The 24,504-nt window shown below is 71.4% G+C and carries 18 protein-coding genes; 8 read left to right on the top strand and 10 right to left on the bottom strand.

The annotated features are described in order from the left end of the window. Window positions 1-37: 37 nt before the first annotated feature. Entirely contained in the window at window positions 38-835 is a 798-nt protein-coding gene (locus FHS07_RS16515) for a YflT domain-containing protein (RefSeq protein WP_246383448.1), read from the top strand. Then, complete coding sequence (locus FHS07_RS11635) at window positions 832-1,503, top strand: alpha/beta hydrolase family protein (protein WP_343054697.1); 672 nt, start codon at window positions 832-834, stop codon at window positions 1,501-1,503. The genes FHS07_RS16515 and FHS07_RS11635 overlap by 4 nt, the downstream gene beginning before the upstream one ends. Before the next feature lie 12 nt (window positions 1,504-1,515). Here FHS07_RS11635 and FHS07_RS11630 read toward each other — a convergent pair whose 3' ends face one another. The 6 genes from FHS07_RS11630 to FHS07_RS11605 form a co-directional block, all read right to left on the bottom strand. Continuing rightward, the gene (locus FHS07_RS11630) at window positions 1,516-1,998 is read right to left on the bottom strand and encodes a hypothetical protein (protein ID WP_183420046.1); all 483 of its coding nucleotides are present in this window, start codon (window positions 1,996-1,998) and stop codon (window positions 1,516-1,518) included. 29 nt (window positions 1,999-2,027) lie between these two features. After that, a complete protein-coding gene (locus FHS07_RS11625) occupies window positions 2,028-3,746 on the bottom strand; it encodes a hypothetical protein (RefSeq protein ID WP_183420045.1) in 1,719 nt (572 codons plus the stop codon). Then, the gene (locus FHS07_RS11620) at window positions 3,743-4,090 is read right to left on the bottom strand and encodes a hypothetical protein (protein ID WP_183420044.1); all 348 of its coding nucleotides are present in this window, start codon (window positions 4,088-4,090) and stop codon (window positions 3,743-3,745) included. The genes FHS07_RS11625 and FHS07_RS11620 overlap by 4 nt, the downstream gene beginning before the upstream one ends. Window positions 4,091-4,186: 96 nt before the next feature. After that, the gene (locus FHS07_RS11615; RefSeq protein WP_183420043.1) at window positions 4,187-5,968 is read right to left on the bottom strand and encodes a gamma-glutamyltransferase family protein; all 1,782 of its coding nucleotides are present in this window, start codon (window positions 5,966-5,968) and stop codon (window positions 4,187-4,189) included. Then, window positions 5,965-7,401 (bottom strand): aminopeptidase P family protein, encoded by a 1,437-nt coding sequence (locus tag FHS07_RS11610; protein WP_183420042.1) that lies wholly within the window; start codon window positions 7,399-7,401, stop codon window positions 5,965-5,967. The genes FHS07_RS11615 and FHS07_RS11610 overlap by 4 nt, the downstream gene beginning before the upstream one ends. A gap of 304 nt (window positions 7,402-7,705) precedes the next feature. Next, entirely contained in the window at window positions 7,706-8,737 is a 1,032-nt protein-coding gene (locus FHS07_RS11605) for an endonuclease/exonuclease/phosphatase family protein (protein ID WP_183420041.1), read from the bottom strand. Between the two features lie 117 nt (window positions 8,738-8,854). On the opposite strand from FHS07_RS11605, the gene FHS07_RS11600 reads away from it, so the two are divergent. Beyond that, window positions 8,855-9,715 (top strand): PHP domain-containing protein, encoded by an 861-nt coding sequence (locus FHS07_RS11600; RefSeq protein WP_183420040.1) that lies wholly within the window; start codon window positions 8,855-8,857, stop codon window positions 9,713-9,715. Between the two features lie 211 nt (window positions 9,716-9,926). Here the strand turns inward: FHS07_RS11600 and FHS07_RS11595 are convergent, their stop codons facing one another. Beyond that, window positions 9,927-11,378, bottom strand: a complete 1,452-nt coding sequence (locus FHS07_RS11595; RefSeq protein WP_183420039.1) for a DEAD/DEAH box helicase — start codon at window positions 11,376-11,378, stop codon at window positions 9,927-9,929. Window positions 11,379-11,525: 147 nt separating this feature from the next. Between FHS07_RS11595 and FHS07_RS11590 the strand changes: the two genes are divergently transcribed. After that, window positions 11,526-12,242: a ferritin-like fold-containing protein gene (locus FHS07_RS11590; protein ID WP_183420038.1), complete on the top strand. Its 717-nt coding sequence runs from the start codon at window positions 11,526-11,528 to the stop codon at window positions 12,240-12,242. 100 nt (window positions 12,243-12,342) lie between these two features. Here the strand turns inward: FHS07_RS11590 and FHS07_RS11585 are convergent, their stop codons facing one another. Together FHS07_RS11585 and FHS07_RS11580 are read right to left on the bottom strand one after the other, a co-directional pair. Continuing rightward, the gene (locus FHS07_RS11585; RefSeq protein WP_183420037.1) at window positions 12,343-12,630 is read right to left on the bottom strand and encodes a hypothetical protein; all 288 of its coding nucleotides are present in this window, start codon (window positions 12,628-12,630) and stop codon (window positions 12,343-12,345) included. A 10-nt stretch (window positions 12,631-12,640) separates the two neighbouring features. Further along, a complete protein-coding gene (locus tag FHS07_RS11580) occupies window positions 12,641-12,865 on the bottom strand; it encodes a DUF3107 domain-containing protein (protein WP_055953718.1) in 225 nt (74 codons plus the stop codon). A 211-nt stretch (window positions 12,866-13,076) separates the two neighbouring features. Here FHS07_RS11580 and FHS07_RS11575 point away from each other — a divergent pair, with 211 nt between their 5' ends. Together FHS07_RS11575 and FHS07_RS11570 are read left to right on the top strand one after the other, a co-directional pair. After that, window positions 13,077-16,223 carry an ATP-dependent helicase gene (locus FHS07_RS11575; protein ID WP_183420036.1) on the top strand — a complete coding sequence of 1,049 codons (3,147 nt, stop codon included), beginning with the start codon at window positions 13,077-13,079 and terminating at the stop codon, window positions 16,221-16,223. After that, window positions 16,184-19,507 (top strand): ATP-dependent helicase, encoded by a 3,324-nt coding sequence (locus FHS07_RS11570; RefSeq protein WP_343054696.1) that lies wholly within the window; start codon window positions 16,184-16,186, stop codon window positions 19,505-19,507. The genes FHS07_RS11575 and FHS07_RS11570 overlap by 40 nt, the downstream gene beginning before the upstream one ends. A gap of 24 nt (window positions 19,508-19,531) precedes the next feature. Here the strand turns inward: FHS07_RS11570 and FHS07_RS11565 are convergent, their stop codons facing one another. Beyond that, window positions 19,532-20,962: a phosphotransferase gene (locus FHS07_RS11565; protein WP_183420035.1), complete on the bottom strand. Its 1,431-nt coding sequence runs from the start codon at window positions 20,960-20,962 to the stop codon at window positions 19,532-19,534. 106 nt (window positions 20,963-21,068) lie between these two features. Here FHS07_RS11565 and nudC point away from each other — a divergent pair, with 106 nt between their 5' ends. Continuing rightward, window positions 21,069-22,016, top strand: a complete 948-nt coding sequence (gene nudC / locus FHS07_RS11560; protein ID WP_183420034.1) for an NAD(+) diphosphatase — start codon at window positions 21,069-21,071, stop codon at window positions 22,014-22,016. Beyond that, window positions 22,013-23,764, top strand: coding sequence for a UvrD-helicase domain-containing protein (locus FHS07_RS11555; RefSeq protein ID WP_183420033.1), 1,752 nt, complete (start codon window positions 22,013-22,015; stop codon window positions 23,762-23,764). Before nudC ends, FHS07_RS11555 begins: the two co-directional genes overlap by 4 nt. Window positions 23,765-24,504: the final 740 nt, after the last annotated feature.

The following is a 24,504-nucleotide window of genomic DNA, read 5'->3' as shown; positions in this document are numbered from 1 at the left end:
CTCGGGAACGGTCAGGCGCGCGTGACAGGATGGTGAAATGAGTATGTTCGCGCAGCGTCCGGGTGCCGGTCGCGACGAGGTCGGCGAGAAGATCGCCTCGTTTCCGACGTACGAGCAGGCGCAGAAGACGGTCTCGTCGTTGATCGCCGGCGAGGTCCCCGCGCGCGACATCGCCATCGTGGGGTCGGGTCTGCGTTCGATCGAGCGCATCACCGGCAAGCTCGGCTACGCCACGGCCGCCCGCTCGGGTGCCCTGAACGGCCTCATGCTCGGTCTGCTCTTCGCGTTCATCTTCGTGCTCGGGACGCCGACGGTGCAGATCTCCGCCTTCGTCGGCGTGCTGCTGGTCGGAATGGCGCTCGGGATGCTGCTGAGCCTGGGCACCTACTCGATCGTTCGCCGTCGTCGTGATTTCGCGTCGGTCATGCAGGTCGCCGCCGACCACTACGACGTGTGCGTCGCCGCGAGCAGTGTCCACAAGGCTCGCGGCATCGTCGGACCCACGGGATCGCAGCGCACCGTCGTGTCGCGGCCCGCTCCGGATGACGCGGAGCCCCCGCGCTACGGCGAGCGGGTGGCACCGGGGACCGAGGCCCCCGCGGCTCCGCCTCGTCCGCCCGTGTCCGTCCCCGTCGGCGAAGCCGGGCCGCCGCAGTACGGAGAGCGCGTGCCGCCCGCGGGCAATGCCCCCGCCGCTCCGCCGCGCGCGCCGACGCCTCCCGCTTCGTCGCCCGCTCCGACCGGTGAGCAGCCGCCCCGCTACGGCGAACGTGTGACGCCGTCGTCGCGCGGTGACGAGGACGCCGACGGCGACTCCGCGCGCCCCACCCGGTGACGACCGAACACATCCGCATTCCCGTCGGGTTGCCGAGCGGCCCCTCCGAGGTATCGGGGCTGTGGGCGTGCGCCGAGTCGCCGACGGCCACGGTCGCCCTGGCTCACGGAGCGGGCGCGGGCATGGACCATCCGTTCCTCATCGGACTGTCGGACGCTCTGGTGGCGGACGGTGTGTCGGTGCTGCGGTTCGTCTTCCCCTACGTCGAAGCGGGACGGCGGATGCCGGGGCCCGCCGCACACGCTGTCGCGACGTGGGCGGGCGTACAGGCGTGGCTCGGTGACGTTGCACCGGGGGCCTGGGCTGCCGTCGGCAAGTCGTACGGCGGACGGATGGCGTCGGTCGCGTGCGCAGAGGCGGTCATCGACCCGGCCGCGCTGGTGTACCTGGGGTACCCCCTGCACCCACCCGGGCGTTCCGACAAGCCGCGGCGCGAGCACCTCCCCGCGATCGCGGTGCCCCAGTTGTTCATCGAGGGGGAGAACGACCCGTTCATCCACCCGCGCGCGCAGTTCGACGAGGTCGTCGCCTCTTGCCAGGATGCCCGGGTGCACTGGGTCGCCGGCGGGAATCACTCGTTCGAGGTGAAAGGGGCGCGGCGCCTGGCACTCGAGATCGGCGCGGGGCTGGCTCCGGTGGTGGGGGAGTTCGTTCGCCGGGTGTTGTGAGGCGCTCGCTTCTTACAGTGCCGGTCGAGGTGTCGGCGGCGGGAACGTCGCGGATCGCTCCTCGTCGGACATGGCGCCGCATCGAGAAATCGCGAGGAGATCGATTGCTTTGCGCCCGTCGATCGTGGACTCCTCGACTTTCAGGGTCATGCGCGGCGAATCCCGCACGAGGTAAACCTCCGCAAAGTTCACCGGTATGCCCAGCTCCTCGACTCGCCAATCCTCACCCAGGAGACGTGGGACCTCTCGAACGAACTGGGGGATGTCAAAACCGTCCTGTACGAAGAGCGCCCATTGGCCCGTATAGAACGCGCCACGGCCGGTTTGCAGCGCCAGCTCCTCTCCGCACGGATACGGTTCGAACTCTGGGGTGACGAGTATCTCCTTCGGCTCTGGGACGAAGTCCGAAACTATCTGCAGGGCATCCAGTGTCTCGGAGCGCACCTCCGGGTAGGTGGTTGCCGGCGTGGAGCATCCGCAGAGGAATGCCACCATAGCTATCACGCCTGATGCCGTCAGTCGTCTCATTGATGTGCCTTTGACTCGTTCAGTATTTGGTTGACCGCGTTCAAAACTGTCCCGTTAACTCTCTCGTCATCGCTCATCAGCGCGTTGTGATGCTCAACGCTCTCGGCCACGATTAAGGGGACACCGAGGGCGACGTTGGCCGGGTTGATGCCCGGGAGCCCCGACTCGACCAGCCGGACGCCCTCGAATGACTCAGGCCCTTCACCAAACCCCAGCGGCCCCAGCTGTAAGCCCGCGTAATAGCGGTTGATGTCGTCCGGCCCTTGTGCCGAATAGTAGGTAGTTCCGTCCAAAGGTTCGTACCCGTCCACAGCACCAACGGACGCGGCCAGGAACCGCGCATCGACGATGCCGCCGTACGCCTCGGCGGCACTACCGACGCCGCCGCCATAGGAATGCTCATAGCTCATGGTCCGGACGCTCGGTTCTGCGGCGCGCACACCCTGGACGAACTGGGCATACTCCGGCGCGCGTTGGTGCGCATACTGGTTCCATTGAGGACCGCCGTTGAACGGGATATCGCTCAGTTGGGGCATGGGGCCGGTCATGACGGTGAAGGCCACAACCTGCTCGCGTCCGCTTCGCACCTGCCAGTCCGCGAACCGGGTTACGGGTTCATCGCCGTAGAACGAGTCGGCCGTGGTGTTCGTGCCGGGGACGACGAAGAGCGCGGCCTTCGCGGTGGACGGATTCCCCGACATCTCGATCAGTGAACCGTGACGGGGGTCCCACGCGTACAGCTGTTTCCGACCGTCGGCCACTGCCTGGAAATACGCCGTCTCGCGATCAATGGCATCGATATCGGCCGAGGGAAGGGCGCGGGATCGTCGAGCGCCCGGGGAGGGATGGATACCGACCGCCCTGTCGCGCTTCGCGCGGAGCTCGGCCAGGTGCGCCGCGGCGCGGCTGCGATTCGCCGCCACTCGATCGTCGAGGGCGATCCCGTCGAGAGTGCCGATCAGGGCGGGTACGCCGGTGATCAGCCCGGCAGCGGTGGAGGGCGAGATCCTCGTCCACCACCCGGCTATCGCCTCGGGTCGCCCACGGCGGATGATCGCGGCCCATTCGGGGTTCTCGCGGAGAAGCCGAGCGGCATCCGCGGCCCCTCCGCGCGCAAGGCGTCGGAGGAGGGGGACCGCCGCGTCGTCGAGAATCGAGGCCGAGGGGGTCTCCAGCGCGGCCTCGTCGACGACGAGATCTCGGGTCAGGGTCCACGACAGGTCGGGGATCGCTCGCAGCGCGGCGGCGCAAGCCCTCGCCGCGTCAGCCCAGCCCTCGACGAGCGCCGCACAATCCCGCCGGAATGCGGTCGCCTGGTCGGCGTGCGCGGCATTCCGGAGGCGTCCGACGAACGCGTCGTCGGGCTCCGGGAGGGCCAGGATCTCGGTCGCCGAGAGGTTGCGGAGCTCATCCACCAGGGCGTCGCGTCGGAGGTTCACGGCCTCGACGTCGTCGGCGAGGGTTTCGATCGCCGCGCGCACGCTGCGCAGACCCGTCTCGATCTCAGCCCCTGCGGGACTCAACAGGCGCATGCTCTGCTGCAGCTCGGGGGCTTCGGGTGCGCGATAGACCCCAGGGAGCAGCCCCCAGACGAACCCCACGTGCTCGGTCGACACGCGCAGGGCCGATCCTGCTGCCGCGACGGACGCGGCCAGTCGACGCAACTCGGCGGGATCGGCGGGACAGGTCGGGATGTCGTCGAGAGCCGGTGTCATCGGCGACGCGCCCCGAACCGCGACGGGTCGAACAGCGGCGTGGCGTCGTCGATGCGTCCGGTCGTGGTCGCCATCTCGTCATCGGCGCCGACGTAGGTGAGGACGACCGATCGGAGTATCGAGAGCACGGCGCGCCCTCGCGACACGATGCCGAGCGACAGCTGCACCCGAGCTCGGGCGACCTCGTCGAACGCCGAGCGAGCCGGCGCGAGACCGCCGAGAGCGGCGTCCAACGCCTCGACCGCATCACGCAGTGCGTGCGAGCGGTCGAGGGCGTCGTCGAGGGCGAGACGGACACGATCGGCGATGCCGACGATCTCATCGGGCTGGACGGAAAACGACATGCCCGGATGCTAGTGAAAGCGCCCGCGCTCCCGTTTCCCGCCTGTGGATAAGGGCACGGAATTCATCACTGCGCTCGCCCGAAGGCCAGTGCGGGGTCAGCGTCCGGCGGCGTATCCCTGCGCACCCCGTGGGTTGGCGGCGGCCCACAAGACCCCGTCGGCGTCACGACCGACCGCGGTCACACGCCCGAGCGACCAGTCGCCGGTACGGCGCACCCGGTGACCGCGCGCTTCGAGGGCGGCGACCACCTCATCGCCGAGGCGGTCCTCGACGGTCGCGCCGGCCGGCGTCCAGGTGCGCGGCCAGAACGAGTCGATGAGCGCGGTCGTGTTGAGCGTCGGCGCGTCGATCGCCTGCTGACCGGCGTACCCACCGACCAGCAGCCGCAGCAGGACAGGCAGTTGCCACTGGTCCTGCTGGTCACCGCCGGGTGAGCCGATCGCGATCACCTCGACGCCCCGCGTGAGCAGGGTGGGGGTCAGGGTGGTGCGCGGTCGTCGGCCCGGTGCGAGGGATGCCGGGTGGTCGGGCATGAGCCACGTCGCCTGCAGTCGGGTACCGAGGCAGAACCCCAGTGAGGGCACTGTCGGCGACGATTGCAGCCAGCCGCCCGACGGGGTCGCCGACACGGCGTTGCCCCACCGGTCGATCACGTCGATGTGGCAGGTGTCTCCGCGCGTCTGCCCCGAACGATCGACGGTCGGCTCGCCCGTCGACCCGTCGGCCGCGGCCGCGTCCGTGCGGAGGGGAGGAAGGCGCGGGGGCCGCCCGTCAGGCGATCCGGGGCGCAACTCGGTCGAGGCCACGGTGCCGATGAGCGCGCGCCGAGCGGCGATGTAGTCGTCGTCGAGCAGGGCGTCGATGTCGACGGCCCCGTCGGTATCGCCGAACCACGCGTCGCGATCGGCGTAGGCGAGCTTCTGCGCCTCGAGCAGCAGGTGTGCACCGTCTACCGTCGCGGGGTCGAGGTGGGCGTCATCAGCGTCCTCGATGAGGCGCAGCGTCTGCAGCAGGGCGGGGCCCTGCGACCACATGCCGGCTTTGTAGACGTCCCACCCGCGGAATCGCACGGTCACGGCGGGCTCGTACCCGGAACGCCACGAGGCGAGGTCGTCGGCATCCAGGATGCCGGCATGATCGCGGCCATCGGCGTGCCGGTGCGGACGCCGGATGAACGCGGCCGCCTCGGGCAGCACCTCTGTCATCCACCGCGATCGTGCCGCGTCGATGCGCGCCTCTCGGTCCGTCGCGTCGGATCCGGCCGCGACGAGACCGTCGAGGACATCCGCCCACGCCGGGTTCTTCAGGACCGTGTCGGGTGCCGGCGGCGAGCCGGTCGGCATCCACCGCTCCGCCGATGTCGGCCAGTGTGCGCGGAAGAGGTCGGCGACCCTCGCGATCGTGGCCGCGGCCCCCGCGACGAGCGGGTGTCCGTCACGCGCGTAGCCGACGGCGTAGGCGAGAGCGTCGGCGAGCTCCCAGGTGCCGTGATCGCGCAGCAGCAGCAACCACGCGTCGACGGCGCCGGGAACGGCGGCGGACAGGCCGCCCGCTCCGGGCACGAGGTCGAGGCCGCGCGAGCGGAAATGGTCGATGCTCGCGGCGGCGGGCGCCGGGCCCTGGCCCATCAGAACCAGGGGACGGTCTTCTCCCGCCGGTCGGATCAGGGCGACGAGATCGCCGCCCGGACCGTTCAGGTGCGGCTCGACCACGTGCAGCACGAACGCGCCGGCGACGGCGGCGTCGAACGCGTTGCCCCCGCGCTCGAGCACCGCCTGGGCGGTCGCCGTGGCCGTCCAGTGCGTGGACGCCGACATGCCGAAGGTGCCCCGCAGGGTCGGACGAGTGGTGAACGATGCCGGAGGCGTGAACGTCATCGCGAGAGCCGCGCGATCCACTCCTCGACCTCGTCGGCGGTGCGCGGGATCGCCGCCGACAGGTTGACCGGTCCGTCGGAGGTCATGACGATGTCGTCTTCGATACGCGCGCCGATGCCCCGGTACTCCTCGGGAACGGTGAGATCGTCGATCTGGAAGTAGAGACCCGGCTCGATCGTGAAGACCATACCCGGCTGGAGCGCACCGTCGTAGTACATGTCGCGCCGCGCCTGGGCGCAGTCGTGCACTTCGATGCCGAGATGGTGGCTCGTTCCGTGCACCATGTAACGGCGATGCTGGCCGCCGGTGTCGGCATCCAGGGCCTCTTCGGCGGTCACGGGGAGCAGACCCCATTCGGCTACGCGCGCGGCGATGACCTCCATCGCGGCCTCGTGCAGGCGACGGAACGGCACACCCACCTTCGCCGCAGCGAACGATGCGTCGGCGGCTTCGCGGACCGCCTCGTAGACACGGCGCTGGACGTCGGTGAACGTGCCCGACACCGGCAGCGTCCGGGTGATGTCGGCGGTGTAGAGGCTGTCGACCTCGACGCCGGCGTCGACGAGGATGAGGTCGCCGGGCTTCACCGCACCGTCGTTGCGCGTCCAGTGCAGGTAGCACGCGTGCGGGCCCGACGCGGCGATCGTGTCGTAGCCGACGCTGTTGCCGTCGGACCGGGCGCGCTGGTGGAACACGCCCTCGACGAGACGCTCGCCGCGGGGGTGTTCGATGATGCGGGGCAGTTCGGCGACGATGTCGTCGAAGCCGCGTCCGGTCACCTCGACGGCCAGGGCCATCTCGGCCAGTTCGTACTCGTCTTTGACCAGACGCAGCTCCGACACGAACCGGGTGACCTCGTCGTCGTCACCGACGGTGCGATCGTCGTCGCCGGGCTGGAAGTCGGAGAGGTGCGCCGTGGCGAGCGCGAGGTCGGCGGCGACGCCGTCGAGCGCGGGGCGGGGCCCGATCCAGAACTCGCCGACCGTGGCGTCGGAGTAGAACTCGGCGGTGGTGCGATCGGCGCGCTCGCGGAAGTAGAGGACGGCCTCGTGACTTTCGTCGCGCGGCTCGAAGACGAGCACGGCGTCGGGCTCGGCGTCACGGCCCCAGCCCGTCAGGTGGGCGAACGCGGAATGGGCGCGGAACGGGTAGTCGGTGTCATTGCTGCGTTGCTTCAGGACCCCCGCGGGTACGACGATCCGCCGGCCGGGGAACGCCTCCGACACACGCGCGCGCCGACGCGCAGCCCACGCGGCCTGTTCCCGCGGCTCGGAGAGAGCGTCCGGATGCTCTGCCCACCCCGTCGAGATGGTGTCGAGGAAGCCGCGGGGGAACGGCGCCTTGCGATTGCTCGGGGCGTCGAGGGGCTTGGCATCGTCGGCCTGGGGCTCGGCGGTCGGCGCGGTCGTGTCGCTGGTGGAGGGGGCATCCATCGTTCCAGTCTCGCATCGGTTCGTGACGGGCGCACGGATGCCACGGGCCGCGGCGCTCGTCGATGCCGGGGGAGGAGCGGCATCGGCTCCCTTCCCGGGGTCGACGCCCGCGGCATCCGGTTGCCTCGACGGGGTCGAGGTCCGTGGCATTCCGCTGCTCGACGGGGTCGAGGTCCGTGGCATTCCGCTGCTCGACGGGGTCGGCGATTGCGGCTTCCCCACTCCATCGACGGGGTCGTGGACGGGGGCGCGGCGTCCGATTCGTTCGACGCGCGCCGCGACCGGGCGCGGCTCGGGAACCCTCTCAGCCGGCCGTGCGCTCGAGCTGGACGACGATGGGGCGGTGGTCGCTCCCCGAGCCGTCGAGCGAACGCATGACGACGGAGCCCGACACGGTCCAGTCAGGGGTGGCCATGACGTGGTCGATGGGGGCGCCCAGCATCGCGGGGGCGTCCGTCGGCCAGGTGCCCACGCCGCCGTTCCCGCTCTCGGATGCCGTGTCGTGGCAACGCCCGAGCGTGCCCCCGTCGACGCCCATACCCGTCATGTGGTCGAGGGTCGCGTTGAAGTCTCCCGCGAGGATGACGTTGTCGCTCGCACACTGGTCCGCTAGCCACTGCAGGTCGCTGCGCCACTGCGTCATGTAGTCCCGCCGCGGAGCGACCGCGTGGGCGGCGACGATGATGGGGCCGTCGCCGGAGGTCGGCATGGCGACCGCACTTGGGACGGTGGAGGTGTTGCTGGAGCCGTCGAGCGACGACTCGATGACGGAGTAGTCGCCCAGCTCGGGGCGGATCAGGACGGTGGTCGAGGTGGCATCCCATCCGGTGATGCCGTACTCGCCGTACTCCGCGTGGTGCGCCCACATGGGTTGGCCCATGTCGCGCATCATCTCCGCCACCTGGGCGCCGGTGTCGATCGTCGTCTCGGGGAGCGTCACGACATCTGCCTGCATCCCCACCGCGAACTGGGCGATGGATTCGGCGGACGTGGCCGACCCGGCGGTGTTCCACGTCATGACGCGCAGGCTCGTGGCCGTCTTGGCGGGGAGATCCTCGGAGCCGAGGCCGCGTTGCGAGAGGATGGCGGCGTTGACGCCGCCGGAGACGCCGAAGATCAGAGCGAGCACGAGAGCCAGCGCCCGCAGCGGGCGGATGAACGCGAACAGCAGCATGAGCAGTGCCGTGGCGATCATCACGGCGGCCAGGGGAGCGCGGAACGAAATCACCTGCGCGATCGGGAAGACGCGTTCCACACCGAATGCGGAGGGCCACGTCAGCACCGCAGCGCCCGCCGCCACGACGAGCGCGACGAGGGAACCGAGCAGTCGACGCACGCACCCGACCTTAGGTCAGACGTCTGGGAGATCGACCGACGTCGGCCGGATGCCGCCTGCGGGGGAGGACGGGTGCGACACCGTCCGGGTGCGGGATCGGAGCGCTACGCTCGATGGGTGCCGCACGCTCCTCGATTCACCGGACCGAGCGACCTGCATCTGCACTCGTCGCACTCCGACGGCACGGAACCTCCCGCGGAGGTCATGGCGGCGGCCCACCGGTACGGTCTGCGCACCGCTGCCCTCACCGACCACGACACCACGTCGGGATGGGCGGAGGCGGCGGAGGCGGCGACATCTCTCGGGATGACGTTCGTGCCCGGCATGGAGCTGTCGGCGCGGCACCGGTGGCGCAGCGTCCACCTGCTCGCCTACCTCGTGGACCCCGATGACCCGGCGCTTCGGGCGATGACCGATCGCATCCGGTCGTCCCGCGTGGATCGTGCGCAGATCATGGCCGAGCGCATCTCGCACGACTACGACATCGCGTGGGCCGACATCGTCGCGCAGACCGGCGATGGGGCCACCGTCGGGCGCCCGCACATCGCCGATGCTCTCGTGGCGCGAGGGATCGTGGTCGATCGCACCGAGGCGTTCGCCGGCATCCTGCATCCCGCGGGCGACTACTACGTGGCGCTTTACGCCCCCGATCCCGTGGCGGCGGTGGAGCTCATCGTCGGTGCGGGCGGTGTGCCGATCATCGCGCACCCGGCGGGCCGCGCTCTGCTGCCCGACAGCGTGCTGCAGGCGATGCTCGACGCGGGTCTCGCGGGTTTCGAGATCGCTCATCGCGAGAACCTGCCCGAGCCGACCGCGTTGCTGGCGCGACTCGCCGCGGAGCGCGATCTCATCGTGACCGGCTCGAGCGATTATCACGGCCTCGGCAAGCCCAACCTGCCCGGCGAGAACACCACGGCCGACGACATGGTCGCGCGTATCTTCGCCCGAGGCCGCGGGACGGCGCCGGTCCACCCCTAGACGATGCCCCCGCGTCCGGCGCGGTGGCATCCGTCTGGCATCCGCTGAGAAACGCGGTTCGCGGGGGAAACGGGTGGACGGGGCGTTTTTGCGGGCGGATGCCGTTTCTCGCGGGGGGCGTGTGCGCCACGGGGCGCGTGCGGCGCCGCCGGGGGTAAAGGACACGGCGCCGACCCCCGAAGGGATCAGCGCCGTGTCGACGTTCGGTGCGTCAGGCGACGGGGGCAGTCGGGGTGCCAGAGCTGCCACCACCGCTGCGGCGGCGACGGCGACGGCGCGGCGCCGCGTTGCCGTCGTGGTGCTCCTTGCCGGCGCCATCGTGCGTGCCGGCGCCGTCCTCGTCGCGGGAGGTCGACTCGCCGGAGGCGGTGGTACCCGCTGCGCCGCGCCGACGGCGACGACGCGGACCGCCCTCGCCCTCGGCATCCACGGGTGCGTCGGCCTTCTTCTCGGGCTTCGGCGCGACCGCCTTCGGCGCGGTCACGAGGCGGCCCTTGGTGCCCGCGGGGATGTCGAGATCGGTGTAGAGGTGCGGGCTCGACGAGTACGTCTCCGTGGGTTCGGGCTGGCCGAACTCGAGGGCGCGGTTGATGAGCGCCCACTTGTGCAGGTCGTCCCAGTCGACGAACGTCACCGCGATACCGGTCTTGCCGGCGCGACCGGTGCGGCCGGCCCGGTGCAGGTAGGTCTTCTCGTCGTCGGGGATGGTGTGGTTGATGACGTGCGTGACGTCGTTGACGTCGATACCGCGGGCGGCGACGTCGGTGGCGATGAGGACGTCTTTCTTGCCGGCCTTGAACGCGGCCATCGAACGCTCGCGCGCTTCCTGGCTCATGTCGCCGTGAACGGCGGCGGAGTTGAACCCGCGGTCGCCCAGCTCGTCCATGAGCTTCTGCGCGGCACGCTTGGTGCGGGTGAAGATGACGGCCTTCTCACGGCCGTCGGACTGCAGGATGCGGGCGATGACCTCGTCTTTGTCGAGCGAGTGCGCGCGGTAGACGAGGTGCTTGATGTTGGCCTGGGTCAGGCCCTCGTCGGGGTCGTTGGCGCGCATGTGGATCGGGTTCGACATGAACCGGCGCGCGAGGGCCACGATCGGGCCGGGCATGGTCGCCGAGAACAGCTGCGTGTGCCGCACGGGCGGGACCTTCGAGAAGATCTTCTCGATGTCGGCGAGGAAGCCGAGGTCGAGCATCTTGTCAGCCTCGTCGAGCACGACCTCGGTCGCGTTCGACAGGTCGAGCAGGCGCTGGTTGGCGAGGTCGATGAGGCGGCCGGGGGTGCCGACGACGATCTGCGCGCCGGCCTTGAGCTGGTCGATCTGGCCCTCGTAGGCCTTGCCGCCGTAGATCGCGACGACGCTGGTGGGGCGGTTGCTCGTCAGCATGTCCATGTCCTCGTAGACCTGGACGGCGAGCTCGCGCGTGGGGACCACGATCAGGGCCTTCACGCCCGGCTCGGGTGTCGGGCCGAGGCGCTGCACGACGGGGATGCCGAAGCCGAAGGTCTTTCCGGTGCCCGTCTTGGCCTGGCCGATGATGTCCTGGCCGGGGAGGCCGAGGGGGATCGTCTGCTCCTGGATGGGGAAAGCATCGATGATGCCCTTGGTCGCGAGGGCATCGACGATGTCCTGGTCGACGCCGAGCTCGGCGAATGTCGTCATGAGCGTGCCTGTTCCGGCGGCGAGAGACCGCCTGGGAGTCGAATCCACGCCCTCACTCGTCCACAGGCGCGGGGTCCCGATCCATTGCCGGGACCCATCTACTCTACCCGGCGTGTCTCCGGAGCCCCCGACGCCTAGGCTGTCTACGTGTTCGCGTGGTTACGTCGTCGTCAGCGCCCCGTGGGCCGCACGCTCCAACTGCGCTCGCGCGGTGACCTCGGCGAGGCGATGCGCGTCGACTTCGCCGAACTCGCCCCCGACGTCGAGACCTTCCTCGGCCAGGCCGCGTACCTGCAGCTGGGGTTCTTCGAGACGCTCAGCGAGCTGATCGCCCTGACCCCCGAGCTCGCCGAGAAGGAGTCGCTCTCGCGCGCGGCCGGTGCCGCCTTGATCAAGCATCAGGAACTCGTCGCGCTCATCCGCGAACGGGGAGCCGACCCCACGCACCTCATGCTGCCGTTCCGCGAGTCGCTCGACGCCTTCCGCCGCAACACCCACGGCGTGCGCCCGCAGGAGACCATGCTGACCGTGCACATCACCGCGGGACTCCTCGACGACTTCTACCTCGCGTTGTCCTCGAGCTACGGAGACACGGGGCGACGCGTCGCCCGCATCCTGCAGGCCGACGACGACCGTCAGGCGATCGTCGACATCCTCGCCGCGGCCATCGACAGCGATGAGGAGTGGCGCTGGCTCCTGGCCCTCTGGGGGCGACGCCTGGTCGGCGACACGCTCCTCGTCGCTCGCGCCGCTCTCCGGCACGGGCACCTCGATCGTGCCGAAGAAGAGAAGGTCGAGCCCGTCTTCAGCGACCTGATGGGTGCGCACGCGCGACGCATGGATGCCATGGGGTTGGCGGCCTGACGCGAGCCGGCGCTGAGACGCGTGCGGCGGACGGATGCCACGGGCCTTGCGGCCTGGCGCTCGACTTAGCGACGCCGGTGGTTCTGCGGTCTGGCGCCGATCAGACGCCGAGACGCTCGCGGTCCGCGTGATCGCGTGCGAAACGCGCCCGGGAGACGAGAGGGACGAGGGCGAAGACGGTCACGGCCGGGGCGAGGGCGGCGACGAGCCACAGGATCGGCGAGTCGACTGCGAGCCCCATCCACGTCGCAGCCGTCCACACGACCGCGGCTGCCGCAGCACCGGCGAGCGGCGCGAGGAGCGCCCCTCGCAGCTCTCGGTGCGGCAACGCGAAGTGCGCGGCGAGCCCGATGACGACGCCGAGGATGAGGCCGAGCAGGATCTGCACGGTCGTGGACTCAGGCGACGAAGCCGACGCGGCGCGACTCTTCGGTGCCGAGCTCGACGAAGGCGAGGTTGGCGGTGGGGACGAGGTAGGAGTTGCCCTTCACGTCCGTGAAGGCGACGTGGCTGGCCGAGGAGTCCAGGGCCGTGGCGACGGCGGTCTTGACGGCGTCGGAGCTCTCGTTGGTCTCGAAGTTGAGTTCGCGGCCGGTGTTGGTGATGCCGATGCGGATCTCCACGATGCGTCCTTTCCTCGCGGGGCCGCGGTCGGCCCTGCGCGTCCTTCGACTCTAGGGCAGGGGTACGAGTCGACGGTCCGGTGGAGGCGGCGCTTCGCGGACGGCGAACGCGCGTTTCCGCGCGGCGCCGGCGGTGTCGCTCCTCCCGCGACGGCGCGGCGCCCCGGGGCTTCACCGGGGCGATGTCGGAGGTGCGGTTTAGCGTGGACGCATGCAGATTCCGGATGCCGTGGCCGCCGATGCATCCGCCCTGCTCGGCGGAGGTCTGGATGCGGATCAGGGGGCGGTGGCGTCCTGGGCGGCGCAGACCAGCGGCGTCGTGGTCGGCGCCCCCGGCTCGGGCAAGACGACGACGCTGCTCGCCCGGGTGCGCGAGCTCGTGGAATCCGGGGTCGATCCCGATCATCTGCTCGTTCTCACGCCCACGCGGCCGGCTGCGACGGCGTTGCGCGATCCGCTCGCGCTCGCGGTTGGGCGCGCGACATCCGGCGCGCTCGCGCGTTCGGTCGCGTCGTTCGCGTTCCAACTGGTGCGCGGCGCCGAGGTACGCCGTGGCGCCGAACCGCCGCAGCTGCTCACGGGCGGCGATGAAGACCAGATCATCCGCGACCTGCTCGAGGGCGACGCGCTCGACGAGATCGACGGCGTCTCGAGGTGGCCCGACTGGCTCGGCCCCGCGATCAGGGCGACCCGGGGGTTCCGCGGAGACGTCCGCGCGTTCCTCGCCGAGTGCACCGATCTGGGGGTGTCGTCGGCCGACCTCGTCGACCTGGCCGCCCATCTCGACCTGCCGGTATGGGCCTCGCTGGCGTCGTTCTCCGACGAGTACCGCGCCGTCCGCGCGTCGATGCGCGGGGCTCATCGCGACGCCGCCGACCTCGCCCGCGAAGCCGTCGCCGTGCTCGATGACGCCCGGGCGGATCGCGAGCTCCTCGGGCGATTCGCGGCTCTGCGGTGCATCCTCGTCGACGACGCGCAAGAACTCACCTCCGGCGGAATCGACGTGCTCGGAGCGTGCCGCGCCCTCGGCATCGGTGTGGTCGCTTTCGGCGACCCCGACGTGGCCTCCGGCGCCTTCCGCGGCGCTACCCCGGAGAACTTCGCCCGGCTGGCTCGCGAGCTCGGCACGACGGTCGCCCTGGGGACGCCGCATCGCGGGACCCCCGAGCAGATAGACCTCGTACGGCAGGTGTCGTCGCGCATCGGCGCCGCCGGTGTCGTCGCCCATCGCCGGGCGCCGCAGGGCGCCCCGGCGGAGGGGTCGGTCCGCACCTACCTCCTGCGCTCGCCCGCCGAGGAAGCCGACGCGATCTCCCGACTGCTGAGGGAACGGCATGTCCTCGGCGGTGTGCCGTGGGGGTCGTGCGCAGTGATCGCGCACGACTCGCGTCAGGTGGCCACGCTCGAGTCCGAGCTCGCCGCGCGAGAGGTCCCGGCCCGGGCGAGCGGACCCGGCCTGGCGCTCGGAGTGCAACGCCCCGTTCGCGACCTCGTGCGCCTCGTCGAGCTGGGCATGACCGACCCCGACGAGTGGTCGCCCGAGGTCGTCGTCGATGCGCTGCTCGGCACGTTCGGCGGCCTCGATCCGATCGAACTGCGCCGGCTTCGTACGGCACTGCGGCACGCCGAGGTGCGTGACGGCGGCGTGCGCTCGGCGACCGACCTGCTCGTCTCCGGCGTCCGGTATCCGCTCGAACTCGCCGGCGTCGACACCCGCGAGGCGAGGCGGGCGGTCCGCCTCGGCGAGACCCTCTCAGCCCTCGGCGCTCAGGCGCGATCGCGTGCGACCGCGCACGAGATGCTGTGGACGGCGTGGGAACGCAGCTCGCTGGCACGCACCTGGCGAGAGGCGTCACGGGGGCACGGGCCCATCGCCGAGCAGGCTGATCGCGACCTCGACGCGGTCGTCGCACTCTTCCAGGCGGCGAAGCGCTACACCGAGCGCGAACCCGACGGCGAAGCCTCGACCTTCCTCCGCGCGGTGCTCGACAGCGACGTGGCGGAAGACCGCATCGAGCAGCCCGCCGTCGTCGACACGGTGCGCATCCTGACCCCGGCCGCCGCCGCGGGCACGGCGTTCGACACGGTGATCATCGCCGGCGTGCAAGAGGGCGTCTGGCCCAATACGCGCCTGCGTGGGGGACTGCTCGAGACCTGGCGCCTCGCCGACGCCGTGCAGAACCCCGACCTCCCGGCCGCGGGCATGCTCGATCGACGGCGAGCGGCCATGCACGACGAGCTGCGTCTGTTCGTGCGCGCCCTCAGCCGCGCCGAGCACCTGCTCGTCGTCACAGCGGTCGACGACGACGACACCGGCCCGAGCGTGTTGTTCGAGATGCTCCCGGCGCCCGAGCCCGCGGCATCCATCCCCGAACATCCGTTGTCGTTGCGCGGTCTCGTCGCGCGGCACCGACGCTCGCTCACCGCACCGCGCGTCCCCGCGGCTGATCGCACCCACGCGGCCGGGCAACTCGCATTGCTTGCCGCGGCAGACGTCGCCGGCGCGGCGAGCGACGAGTGGTACGGCGTGGCACCACCGACCTCCACCGCACCGCTGCGCGACCTCGATCGCGAAGACGTGCGCGTCTCGCCCTCGCGTCTGCACGCCCTCGAGGAGTGCGAACTGGACTGGGTGATCGCCGACCTCGGCGGCGATCGTGGGGGGACGACGGCAGGCATCGGCACGATCATCCACGCGGCGCTCGAAACGGCGGCTTCGTCGTCCGAAGACGACCTGTGGGCGGTGGTGGAGGAGCGCTGGGGAGAACTCGCCTTCGATGCCGTCTGGAGACAACGGGCCGAGCGAACCCGCGCGCGCGATCTCGTGCGGCGGCTCGCCACCTACTTGCGGCGTTTCGACGACGCCGGCGGGCGACTGGTGGGCGCGGAGCGGCATTTCGAAGTGCCGATCCCGGTCGCCGACGCCGGCGAGCACGGGGCCGTGCTCAGCGGCGACATCGACCGCGTCGAGATCACGCCGGCGGGCGAGGTCGTGATCGTGGATCTCAAGACCGGCAAGAACGAACCGCAGACCGACCAGAAGGTCGCCGACAACCCGCAGCTCGCCGCCTATCAGCTCGCCTTCTCATCGGGCGCCATCGAGCAGGTGGCGGGGTTGCCGTCGGGTGGGGCGAAGCTCCTCGTGCTCCGGCCGAGTGCGACGAAGAAGGACTATGCCGAGCCGACGCAGCAGCCGTTCGACGACGCGCAGCGCGAAGAATTCGTCACACGCGTTCAGCGTGCCGTCGGAGTCATGCGGGGCACGAGCTTCGCCGCCCCCTACGAGGTGCACTGCCGCGACGAGTTCTCGTACGGCCTGTGCCGCATCCACACGGTCTCGGCGGTGAGCGCCTCGTGACCGGTGGTCTGTCGGCCGCGACCATCGCGGCCGCGCTGGGGCAGTTCCCGCCCACCGCCGAGCAGACGGCCGTCATTGAGGCGCCGCTCGCCCCGGCGCTGGTGGTGGCGGGCGCCGGCAGCGGAAAGACCGAGACGATGGCCGGGCGCGTCGTCTGGCTCGTCGCCAATGCGCACGTCCGTCGAGACGAAGTGCTCGGTCTCACCTTCACGCGCAAGGCCGCGGGTGAACTGGCCGAGCGCATCCAGAAGCGGCTGCAGCGTCTATCGGAGTTCGAGTCGCGCGGCCTGCTTCCCGCCCTTCCGGCGCTGCACGCTGCGGGCAGGCTCGCGGTCTTCGGCGAACTCGCGCAGACGGACGGCGCCCGCGGCGACGCCGCGCGACGGGAGGTCCTCGACGCCCTCGCCGCCGAGGCCGGGGTGTCGGCGGCGTCGGCGTCCGACGCCGACCAGCTCCTGCACCGCCCGACGGTGTCGACCTACAACAGCTTCGCCGACTCGATCGTGCGCGAGCACGGGCTGAGGATCGGGCGGGATGCCGAGTCGGCGGTGTTGTCCGAATCCGCGGCCTGGCTGCTCATGCGTCGTGTCGTGTTCGCCTCCGACGACCCCCGCCTGGAGGAACGCCAGGAGTCACCGCGCACCCTGATCGACGCGGCGTTGCGGATCGCCCGCGACGGCGTCGACAACTTGGTCGATCTCGGTCGGCTCGCTGCCTTCCCCGACGAGTTCGGCCGCGTCGTCGAACGCCCATCGACCTCCACCCGCGTCGATGTCTACAAAGAGGTCGCGGACGCGGCGACGAGGGTGTCGGCGCTCTCACTGCTCGCCGACCTCGCCGCGGCGTACGACCGTGAGAAGGCGCGCCTCGGTGTCATGGACTTCGCCGACCAGGTCGCCGGTGCGCTCCGCATCGCCCAGGAGCATCCCGCCGTCGTCGACGAGCTTCGGGCGCGATACCGCGTCGTCCTGCTCGATGAGTACCAAGACACCTCGGTCGTTCAGACCGACCTTCTGGCGACCCTTTTCGGGGGAACGGGGGTCATGGCCGTGGGCGATCCGCACCAGGCCATCTACGCCTGGCGCGGTGCCAGCGCGGGCAATCTGGGCGGCTTCCCCGTCGCCTTCGCACCCGTGGGCGGATGCCAGCACTTCTCGCTGCTGACCAGCTGGCGCAACAGCGCGCGGGTGCTCGACGCCGCCAACGCCGTCCTGGCACCGCTCGCCTCCAGAGCGCCGGTCGCGGTCGAAGAGCTGCGGCCACGGCCGGGCGCGCCGGCGGGTGTCGTCGACACCGTATTCGAGAACGACCTGGATGCCGAGGCCGACCGGGTCGCGTCATGGTTCGTGGGCGTGCGCGCCGCGCGCGCAGCGGAGGGACGCGTCACGACCGGGGCGCTGCTGTTCCGCAGCAAGAAGCACATGGTCCGCTTCGGCGACGCGCTGGGCCGTCGCGGCATCCCTCATCGCATCCTCGGGTTGGGAGGACTGCTCACGACACCCGAGGTGGTCGACGTGGTGTCGGTGCTCCGCGTCATCAGCGACCCCGAGGCGGGGTCCGCCCTCATCCGTCTGCTGTCGGGTCCGCGATGGGCGGTCGGCCTCGCCGACCTCCGCGCCCTCGCTCAGGTGGCGCGCCGCCTCGCCACGCACGACGTCGCGCTCCAACCGCTGGCGGCCGACGTCGTCGACCGCCTGCGTTCGACGCCGGGTGCCGACCGTGCTTCGCTCGTCGACGCGCTCGACTTCGTCACGCGTCAGAGCGACGGTCACGGTTGGTTGACCGACATCACGCCCGAGGGGCGGGCGCGTCTGCGCGAGGCCGGGGCCGTGTTCGCCGGGCTCCGCCGCAGTGCCGGGGCCCCGATCCCCGAGCTGATCAGGCTGATCGAGGCCGAGCTGCGACTCGACATCGAGCTCGCCGCGAACGAGTCTCGCGGACCCGCGCGCATCGCGTCGGCCCAGCTGCGTGCCTTCGTCGACGAGATCCGCGGCTTCCTCGCGGCCGACGAGTCGGGGTCCGTCGCCAGTCTGCTGGCGTGGCTCGACCACGCCGAGCAGGCCGACGAGTTCGCCCCGCGCACCGAGCCGCCCGAGGCCGACGTCGTCCAACTGCTGACGATTCACGGGTCGAAGGGACTCGAGTGGGATGCCGTGGCGGTGGTGCGGCTGGTGACCGACGAGTTGCCGTCGCTGGCACGCGATACCAAAGGCTGGTTGGGCTTCGGCATCCTGCCCTCCGAGTTCCGCGGCGACTCTGCCTGGCTGCCCGTCTTCGGCTGGCGCGGCGCCGAGACGCAGCAAGACCTGAAGGCCGCGATCGAGGCGTTCGTGTCCGACAATCGCGCACGACAACTCGACGAGGACCGGCGGCTGGCGTACGTGGCCTTCACACGCGCCCGCGATCACCTGTTGCTGTCGGGGTCGAGCTGGTCGGGCACGAAGCGCCCACGGCGACCGAGCGTCTTCCTCGAGGAGGCAGCGGAGGCCCTGCGCGTCGACCTCGCGGTCGGCGAGCTCGGCGACGACCCGTACGACGGGGAGCGCCGGCTCCTGCACTGGCCGCTCGATCCTCTCGGCGCACGCCGCACCGCCGTGACGGCGGCCGTGGCGGCCGCGAGCGCCGCGCGAGCGGATCCTCCCGCCCGCGCCGACGCCGACCTCGAACTGCTGCTGGCGGAGCGCGCCGACCGCCTGCGGCCGACGCACGCCCCCGCCCCCACGCGCATTCCGGCGTCGAAGTTCAAAGACTTCGTCGCGGACTACGGCCGCGCCGTCGATGACCTGCGGCGACCGATGCCCGAACGTCCGTACCGTCAGACGCGCCTGGGCACGCTCTTCCACGCCTGGGTCGAGCAGCGTTCGGGGCACGTCGGCGCGGGGATCGGGCTGGACGACGACGGTCTGTGGGATGACGACGAGATCGGGGCCTCCGCCGCCGACGCGGCGGACCTGCAACGGCTGCGCGAATGCTTCGAGCGGTCGGAGTGGGCGAACCTCCGCCCACTGGAGGTCGAGACGGAGATCGACTTCGTCACCACGCGACTCGACGGACGCGAACACGTCGTGATCTGCAAACTGGACGCCGTATACCGCCGCGGCGACCGCTACGAGATCGTCGACTGGAAGACGGGTCGGCCCCCCACCACCGAGGCGGATCGACGCGCGCGCATGCTGCAGCTCGAGCTCTACCGGGAGGCGTACCACGCCAAGCACGGCATCGACATCGACCTGATCGACGTGACGTTGTTCTACGTCGGCGACGAACTCGTGCTGCGGGGCTGAGCGAATCCGCCCGGGGCGTTCGGCTCAGGCGGGGTCGCCCGAGACCCCCCAGCGGCGGAGAGCGGCCCGGCTCGCACGCAGAGCGTCTTCCTCGTCGTCGACGACCGTGTCGCGCGCGGGGTCGGCGTGCGACGACGCCCCCTCCGAAGTGTCCGCGGTGCCGGTCGTCGCGTCGCGCTGGTCCGGCGTTCCCGCGGCGTCGGCGGCGGCGGCGCGCGGTGCGTCGTCACCCCAGCCGTCCAGGTCGACCGGAGCGGTGGCGTCACGGTCCACACCGTCGGGTTCGGGCAGCTGGTCGACGTGGATGGCGCCGGTGGCGGCATCCGGATTCGCGCGGTCATCCATCGCGACGGCGAGCGCCTCGGCGGCGGCCGCGCGATCGCGCTCGACCGCGAGGTACAGCGAGAGGGCCTCGGGGTCATAGGCGTCGGTCTGCATCGACGTGTCGACGCGCCCGGGCGTCGAGACGGGCGGCACGCTCTCGACGAGCGCCATGGCGTCGTCGATGTCGCTGCGCGTGTCGGGCACGATGTGATCGCCGCGGACGCCGTCGGCCAGGGCATCCAGCAGGGCCACCGCGTCGTCGACCACATCGACCTGCCCGGCGTCGTGACCGTGGACGAGCCACCGGGCGAACTCGAGTTCGGCGTACAGGCGGGCACGTTCGCGCAGCAGGGGATCGGGCGACCGGTCACCGGCTGCCGCATACCCCTCGTGCACATCGTCGGCGGCGGCGGGGGCGGATGCGAGCCACCGCAGGTCTACCGCCGGGTCGCCGACGCTGAGGCCGGCCCAGTCGAGGACCCCCACCACGTGAGGGATGCCGTCGGCGTCGTCGGCGAGCACGATCGACGAGCTGGTCGCGCCGCCGAGGATGACCGCGGACTCGAACCGCCAGAGGTCGTCGACGTCGAGCGCCCGCCGCCAGCGCAGCATGAGGTCGTCGCTGACGCGTCCCGTGGCGTCGGCGCGGTCGAGCAGACGTCGGACGTCGTCGCGGACCTGCTCGGCCGTGCGGACCGGCAGACCGTCGGTGCGCACGATGGACGCCGGGAGGGCATGGACCGCCGCGAGTGCCCCGCCGATCGCGGGTGCGTAGCCCGGCCCCTTCGGCAGTTGTCCGGGATCGATGCGGTAGCCGTCGATGCGGTCCACCACGAGCACGCGCTGCGCACCGGACCCGCTCTCGCCGAGGACCTCGGGCACGGCGAACGGCAGCAGGGCGCGCACGCCGGCGGTCAAAGCGTGCAGAGCCCGCGACTCCGCGGCGAGGTCATGCGCACCCTCGTCTCCCGCGGGCATGCGCACGACGACCTCGCGGTCGTCGTCGGTGCGCGCGACAGCCGAGTCGAACCGTCCGCCCGCGTTCTCGGTGAGGACCCGGGCGCTGGTGAACACGGTGCCGGGCAGAGCCGTCGTCGCCGACGCAGCTAAAATGAGGGGCGAGCGTGCCATGCCTCCCAGGGTAGGTGGGCCTCTCGCCCCGCCGTCCACGCCACGCCCTTGAGCGGGGAGCTCGCGCCGGAACCGCCCGCCCGTCCACTCGTGAGAGAGGTGCTCCATGTCGCGTTCCGCGTTCACGCCGTCCGCCGCGGGTCCGGAGGTCCGTGTCGACCGTTCGGCTGCGGAGCGGGACGCCCCCGACCTGTTGCCCCGCCTCCTGAAGGACCCCACGACCCGCGTGCTCGCCGTGCGCCGCGATGCCGCGCCGCTCATCGGGGGCCGTCTCGCCCTCACCGAGGTCGGCCGGCTTCGGGGGTCCTCCCTCGAGGAGTCCGGGACCGGCGTTCCGGGCGTTCGCGAGTGGGCGTTCCTGGGCAGGGACGGTGACGGGGGAGCGATCGTGCTCGCCGTCCTCACCGACGACGCCCGCGACGACCTCGTCGCGGATGCCGCCTGGGCGCCGTTGCGTGCCGCCGGGGGCGATCTCCCGGCCGGTGAGGCCGAGGTGCTCACCACCGCCGTCGCGCTGGCGGGCTGGTTGCGTGACGCGCCCTTCTGCCCCGCGTGCGGCACCCGTACGCAGGTGCGCCAGGGCGGCTGGTCACGGCACTGCCCGGAGTGCGGGCGCGAGCATTTTCCGCGCACCGATCCGGCCGTGATCGTCCTTCTCACGTCGGCGGAATCCGACGACCGGATCCTGCTCGGAGCCAACGCCGCGTGGGGTGGCCAGAGATACTCGTGCTTCGCCGGGTTCGCCGAGGCGGGGGAGTCGCTCGAAGACGCCGTCGCCCGAGAGGTGGAAGAAGAAGCCGGGGTCCGGCTGCGCGACATCGCGTACCGGGATTCGCAGGCGTGGCCGTACCCGCGATCGCTCATGCTCGGATTCCGTGCACGGGTCGTCGACGACGCCGCCGCTCGCCCCGACGGCGAGGAGATCGTCGAGGTGCGGTGGTTCACCCGCGATGAGGTCGGCGCGGCGCTGCGCGGCGAGTCCGACGTGGGCCTGCCGGGCGCGGCATCCATCGCCAGACGCCTCATCGACGACTGGTACCGGGGGATCGCGTGACCGGCCCGCTCGACGATCTCGACGAGCATCAGCTCGAAGCCGCCCGCGCCCTTCGGGGGCCGGTCTGCGTGCTCGCCGGCGCCGGGACCGGGAAGACGCGCGTCATCACGCGACGGATCGCGCACGGCGTCGACACGGGCGCGTATTCGCCGCAGCGGGTGATGGCCGTGACCTTCACCGCCAAGGCAGCGGGTGAGATGCGGGGGCGTCTGCGCGCGCTCGGGGTGTCGGGGGTGTCGGCCCGCACCTTCCACGCCGCCGCGCTCGCGCAGGTGAACTTCTTCTGGCCCACGCTCGCCGGCGACCAGGCTCCCTCGATCATCGACAACAAGGTGCGCATGCTCGCGCACGCGGCCGACGGTGTGGGTCTCTCGCCCGATACCGCGACGCTGCGCGACGTCGCGGCCGCGATCGAGTGGCGCAAGGTCACCCTGCGCTCCATCGAGCAGTACGCCGCGGATCGTCCGGACGGCGTCGGTCGTTTGGGTGTCGACCAGGTCGTCGCCCTGCAGCGCGCGTACGAGAAGCTCAAGGACGAGCGACGCCAGATGGACTTCGAAGACGTTCTGTTGACGTGCGCCGGCATGATCGAGGCCGAGCCGCACGTCGCCGCCGCGGTGCGCGAGCAGTATCGCCACTTCACCGTGGACGAGTACCAGGACGTCTCGCCCCTGCAGAACCGCGTCCTCGAGTTGTGGCTGGGTGATCGCCGCGACCTGTGCGTCGTGGGTGACGCGAGTCAGACGGTGTACTCGTTCACGGGGGCCGACGCGCGGTACCTGCTGGACTTCGAGCGCACCCACGAGGACGCGCGCGTCGTGCGGCTCGAGCGCAACTACCGCTCCACGGCCCCGGTGCTCGCCGTGGCCAACGATCTCATGCGGGGACGAGCGGGCGCCCTCGAACTGGTCGCGGCGAACGCCCTGGACACGCCCGCGCCCACCGTGCGCGGATTCGACGACGACGAAGCGGAAGCCACCGCCGTGGCGCGGTCGATCGCCGACTCCTTGACCCGCGGGGTCGACCCTCACGACATCGCGGTCCTCTACCGCGCGCACGCGCAGTCGGCGGCGCTGCTCACGGCCTTGTCGGGGGTCGGCGTCGCGGCCTCGGTGCTGGGTGGGCGGAAGTTCTTCGACCTGCCGGAGGTGCGCCAGGCGCTGATGGCGCTTCGGGCGGCCTCGGTCGCTCCGATGGAGACCGGCTTCCTCGCCACGGTGCGCGATGTGCTGCGCAGCGTCGGACTCACCGACGATCCGCCGGCTGCCGGCGGTGCGCTGCGCGAGGCGTGGGAGGCGCGGGCGGCACTGCTGCGTCTCGCCGAAGACGCGCCGGCGGGCACCGACCTGCGCGCGTTCACCGACGACCTGCAGGCACGCGCGCGCGATCAGCACGAGCCGACCACGCGCACGGTGACGCTCGCCACGCTCCACGCAGCGAAGGGTCTGGAGTGGGATCACGTCTACCTCGTGGGGGTGAGTGAGGGGCTGCTGCCCATCTCGTACGCGAAGACGTTCGAGGCCGTCGACGAGGAGCGGCGCCTCGCCTACGTCGGTGTCACGCGCGCAGCGCGGACGCTGTCGGTGAGCTGGGCGCGAGGTCGAGGGCGAATGGAGCGGTCTCCATCCCGTTTCCTCCGGGAGATCGGCACTGACAGTCTTCGTCCGGGCGATGCATCTGCCAGGCCCGCCGGAACGAGTCCGCGCGCAGGTGCAGCGACCTCGTCGTCGTCTCGATCGGTGCGCTGAGCAGGAACCGGGCGGCGCGTCCCGCCTCGGCGGCGAGGGCGACGTCGACGTCGGGGCGTGTGCGGCCCAGGAGCTGCGCGGCGATCGTGGGCCACTGCTCGTCTTCCCGGTACCGCGCGGCGTCGAGGCAGGAGAGGCACGCGGTGCGACCGGGGACCACGACGGGACCGATGGTGGCGCTGCCCGCGTCGAGTGTGAGCGGGATGTGCGTCACGTCGTCGCTGAGCAGCGCGGCCGCGCGCCGCGGGTCGACGCGGTGGGCGGCCAGAAGCATCACCTGCGCACCGGTGGGCATTCGGTGTCCGGCCGATCCCGCCCAGGGGAACACGCTCGTCCGCGCCGGCAGGGCGGCGAGGACGGCCCGTACGACACGCGTCGGGAGATCGTCGGCGACCTGGACGATGGTCGGCGCCTGCCGCCGGCTCGACGCGATCGCGGGCGCCACCGCGTCGAGCAGCGCGTCGCCGTCGCCGTCGGCTGCGCCGTGCACGCGCGCGAGACCCCGCACCTCTGCCCGGGTCGTGCCGGCCACGAGAGCGGCGACCACGACGTCGACCCACGGAGCGGCGAAGGGGGTGCGAGCGAGTGCGGGCGCGCCGAACTGCACGCGGCCGTCGTCACGCCAGAGGGGCAGAGCGGAGGGATCGAGTCGGATCATGGCCTGATCCTGATCGCCTCACCTACCCCGGATGCCGTTGTCCCCACCCGAGGCCGCACACCGCCGCGTGGGGAGGAGCCGT

The organism is Microbacterium proteolyticum (assembly GCF_014192415.1).
Taxonomy (GTDB): Bacteria; Actinomycetota; Actinomycetes; order Actinomycetales; family Microbacteriaceae; genus Microbacterium; species Microbacterium proteolyticum.
Note: the sequence above shows the minus strand (reverse complement) of the source record. Positions and strands in the feature narration are given on the sequence as shown.

What these genes read in the sequence shown, in the direction of transcription:
- FHS07_RS16515 (WP_246383448.1), top strand. Translation starts at nt 38, where the DNA reads ATGAGTATGTTCGCGCAGCGTCCGGGTGCCGGTCGCGACGAGGTCGGC.
- FHS07_RS11625 (WP_183420045.1), bottom strand. Translation starts at nt 3,746, where the DNA reads ATGACACCGGCTCTCGACGACATCCCGACCTGTCCCGCCGATCCCGCC.
- FHS07_RS11615 (WP_183420043.1), bottom strand. Translation starts at nt 5,968, where the DNA reads ATGACGTTCACGCCTCCGGCATCGTTCACCACTCGTCCGACCCTGCGG.
- FHS07_RS11620 (WP_183420044.1), bottom strand. Translation starts at nt 4,090, where the DNA reads ATGTCGTTTTCCGTCCAGCCCGATGAGATCGTCGGCATCGCCGATCGT.
- FHS07_RS11575 (WP_183420036.1), top strand. Translation starts at nt 13,077, where the DNA reads ATGCAGATTCCGGATGCCGTGGCCGCCGATGCATCCGCCCTGCTCGGC.
- FHS07_RS11565 (WP_183420035.1), bottom strand. Translation starts at nt 20,962, where the DNA reads ATGGCACGCTCGCCCCTCATTTTAGCTGCGTCGGCGACGACGGCTCTG.
- FHS07_RS11630 (WP_183420046.1), bottom strand. Translation starts at nt 1,998, where the DNA reads ATGGTGGCATTCCTCTGCGGATGCTCCACGCCGGCAACCACCTACCCG.
- FHS07_RS11595 (WP_183420039.1), bottom strand. Translation starts at nt 11,378, where the DNA reads ATGACGACATTCGCCGAGCTCGGCGTCGACCAGGACATCGTCGATGCC.
- FHS07_RS11610 (WP_183420042.1), bottom strand. Translation starts at nt 7,401, where the DNA reads ATGGATGCCCCCTCCACCAGCGACACGACCGCGCCGACCGCCGAGCCC.
- nudC (WP_183420034.1), top strand. Translation starts at nt 21,069, where the DNA reads ATGTCGCGTTCCGCGTTCACGCCGTCCGCCGCGGGTCCGGAGGTCCGT.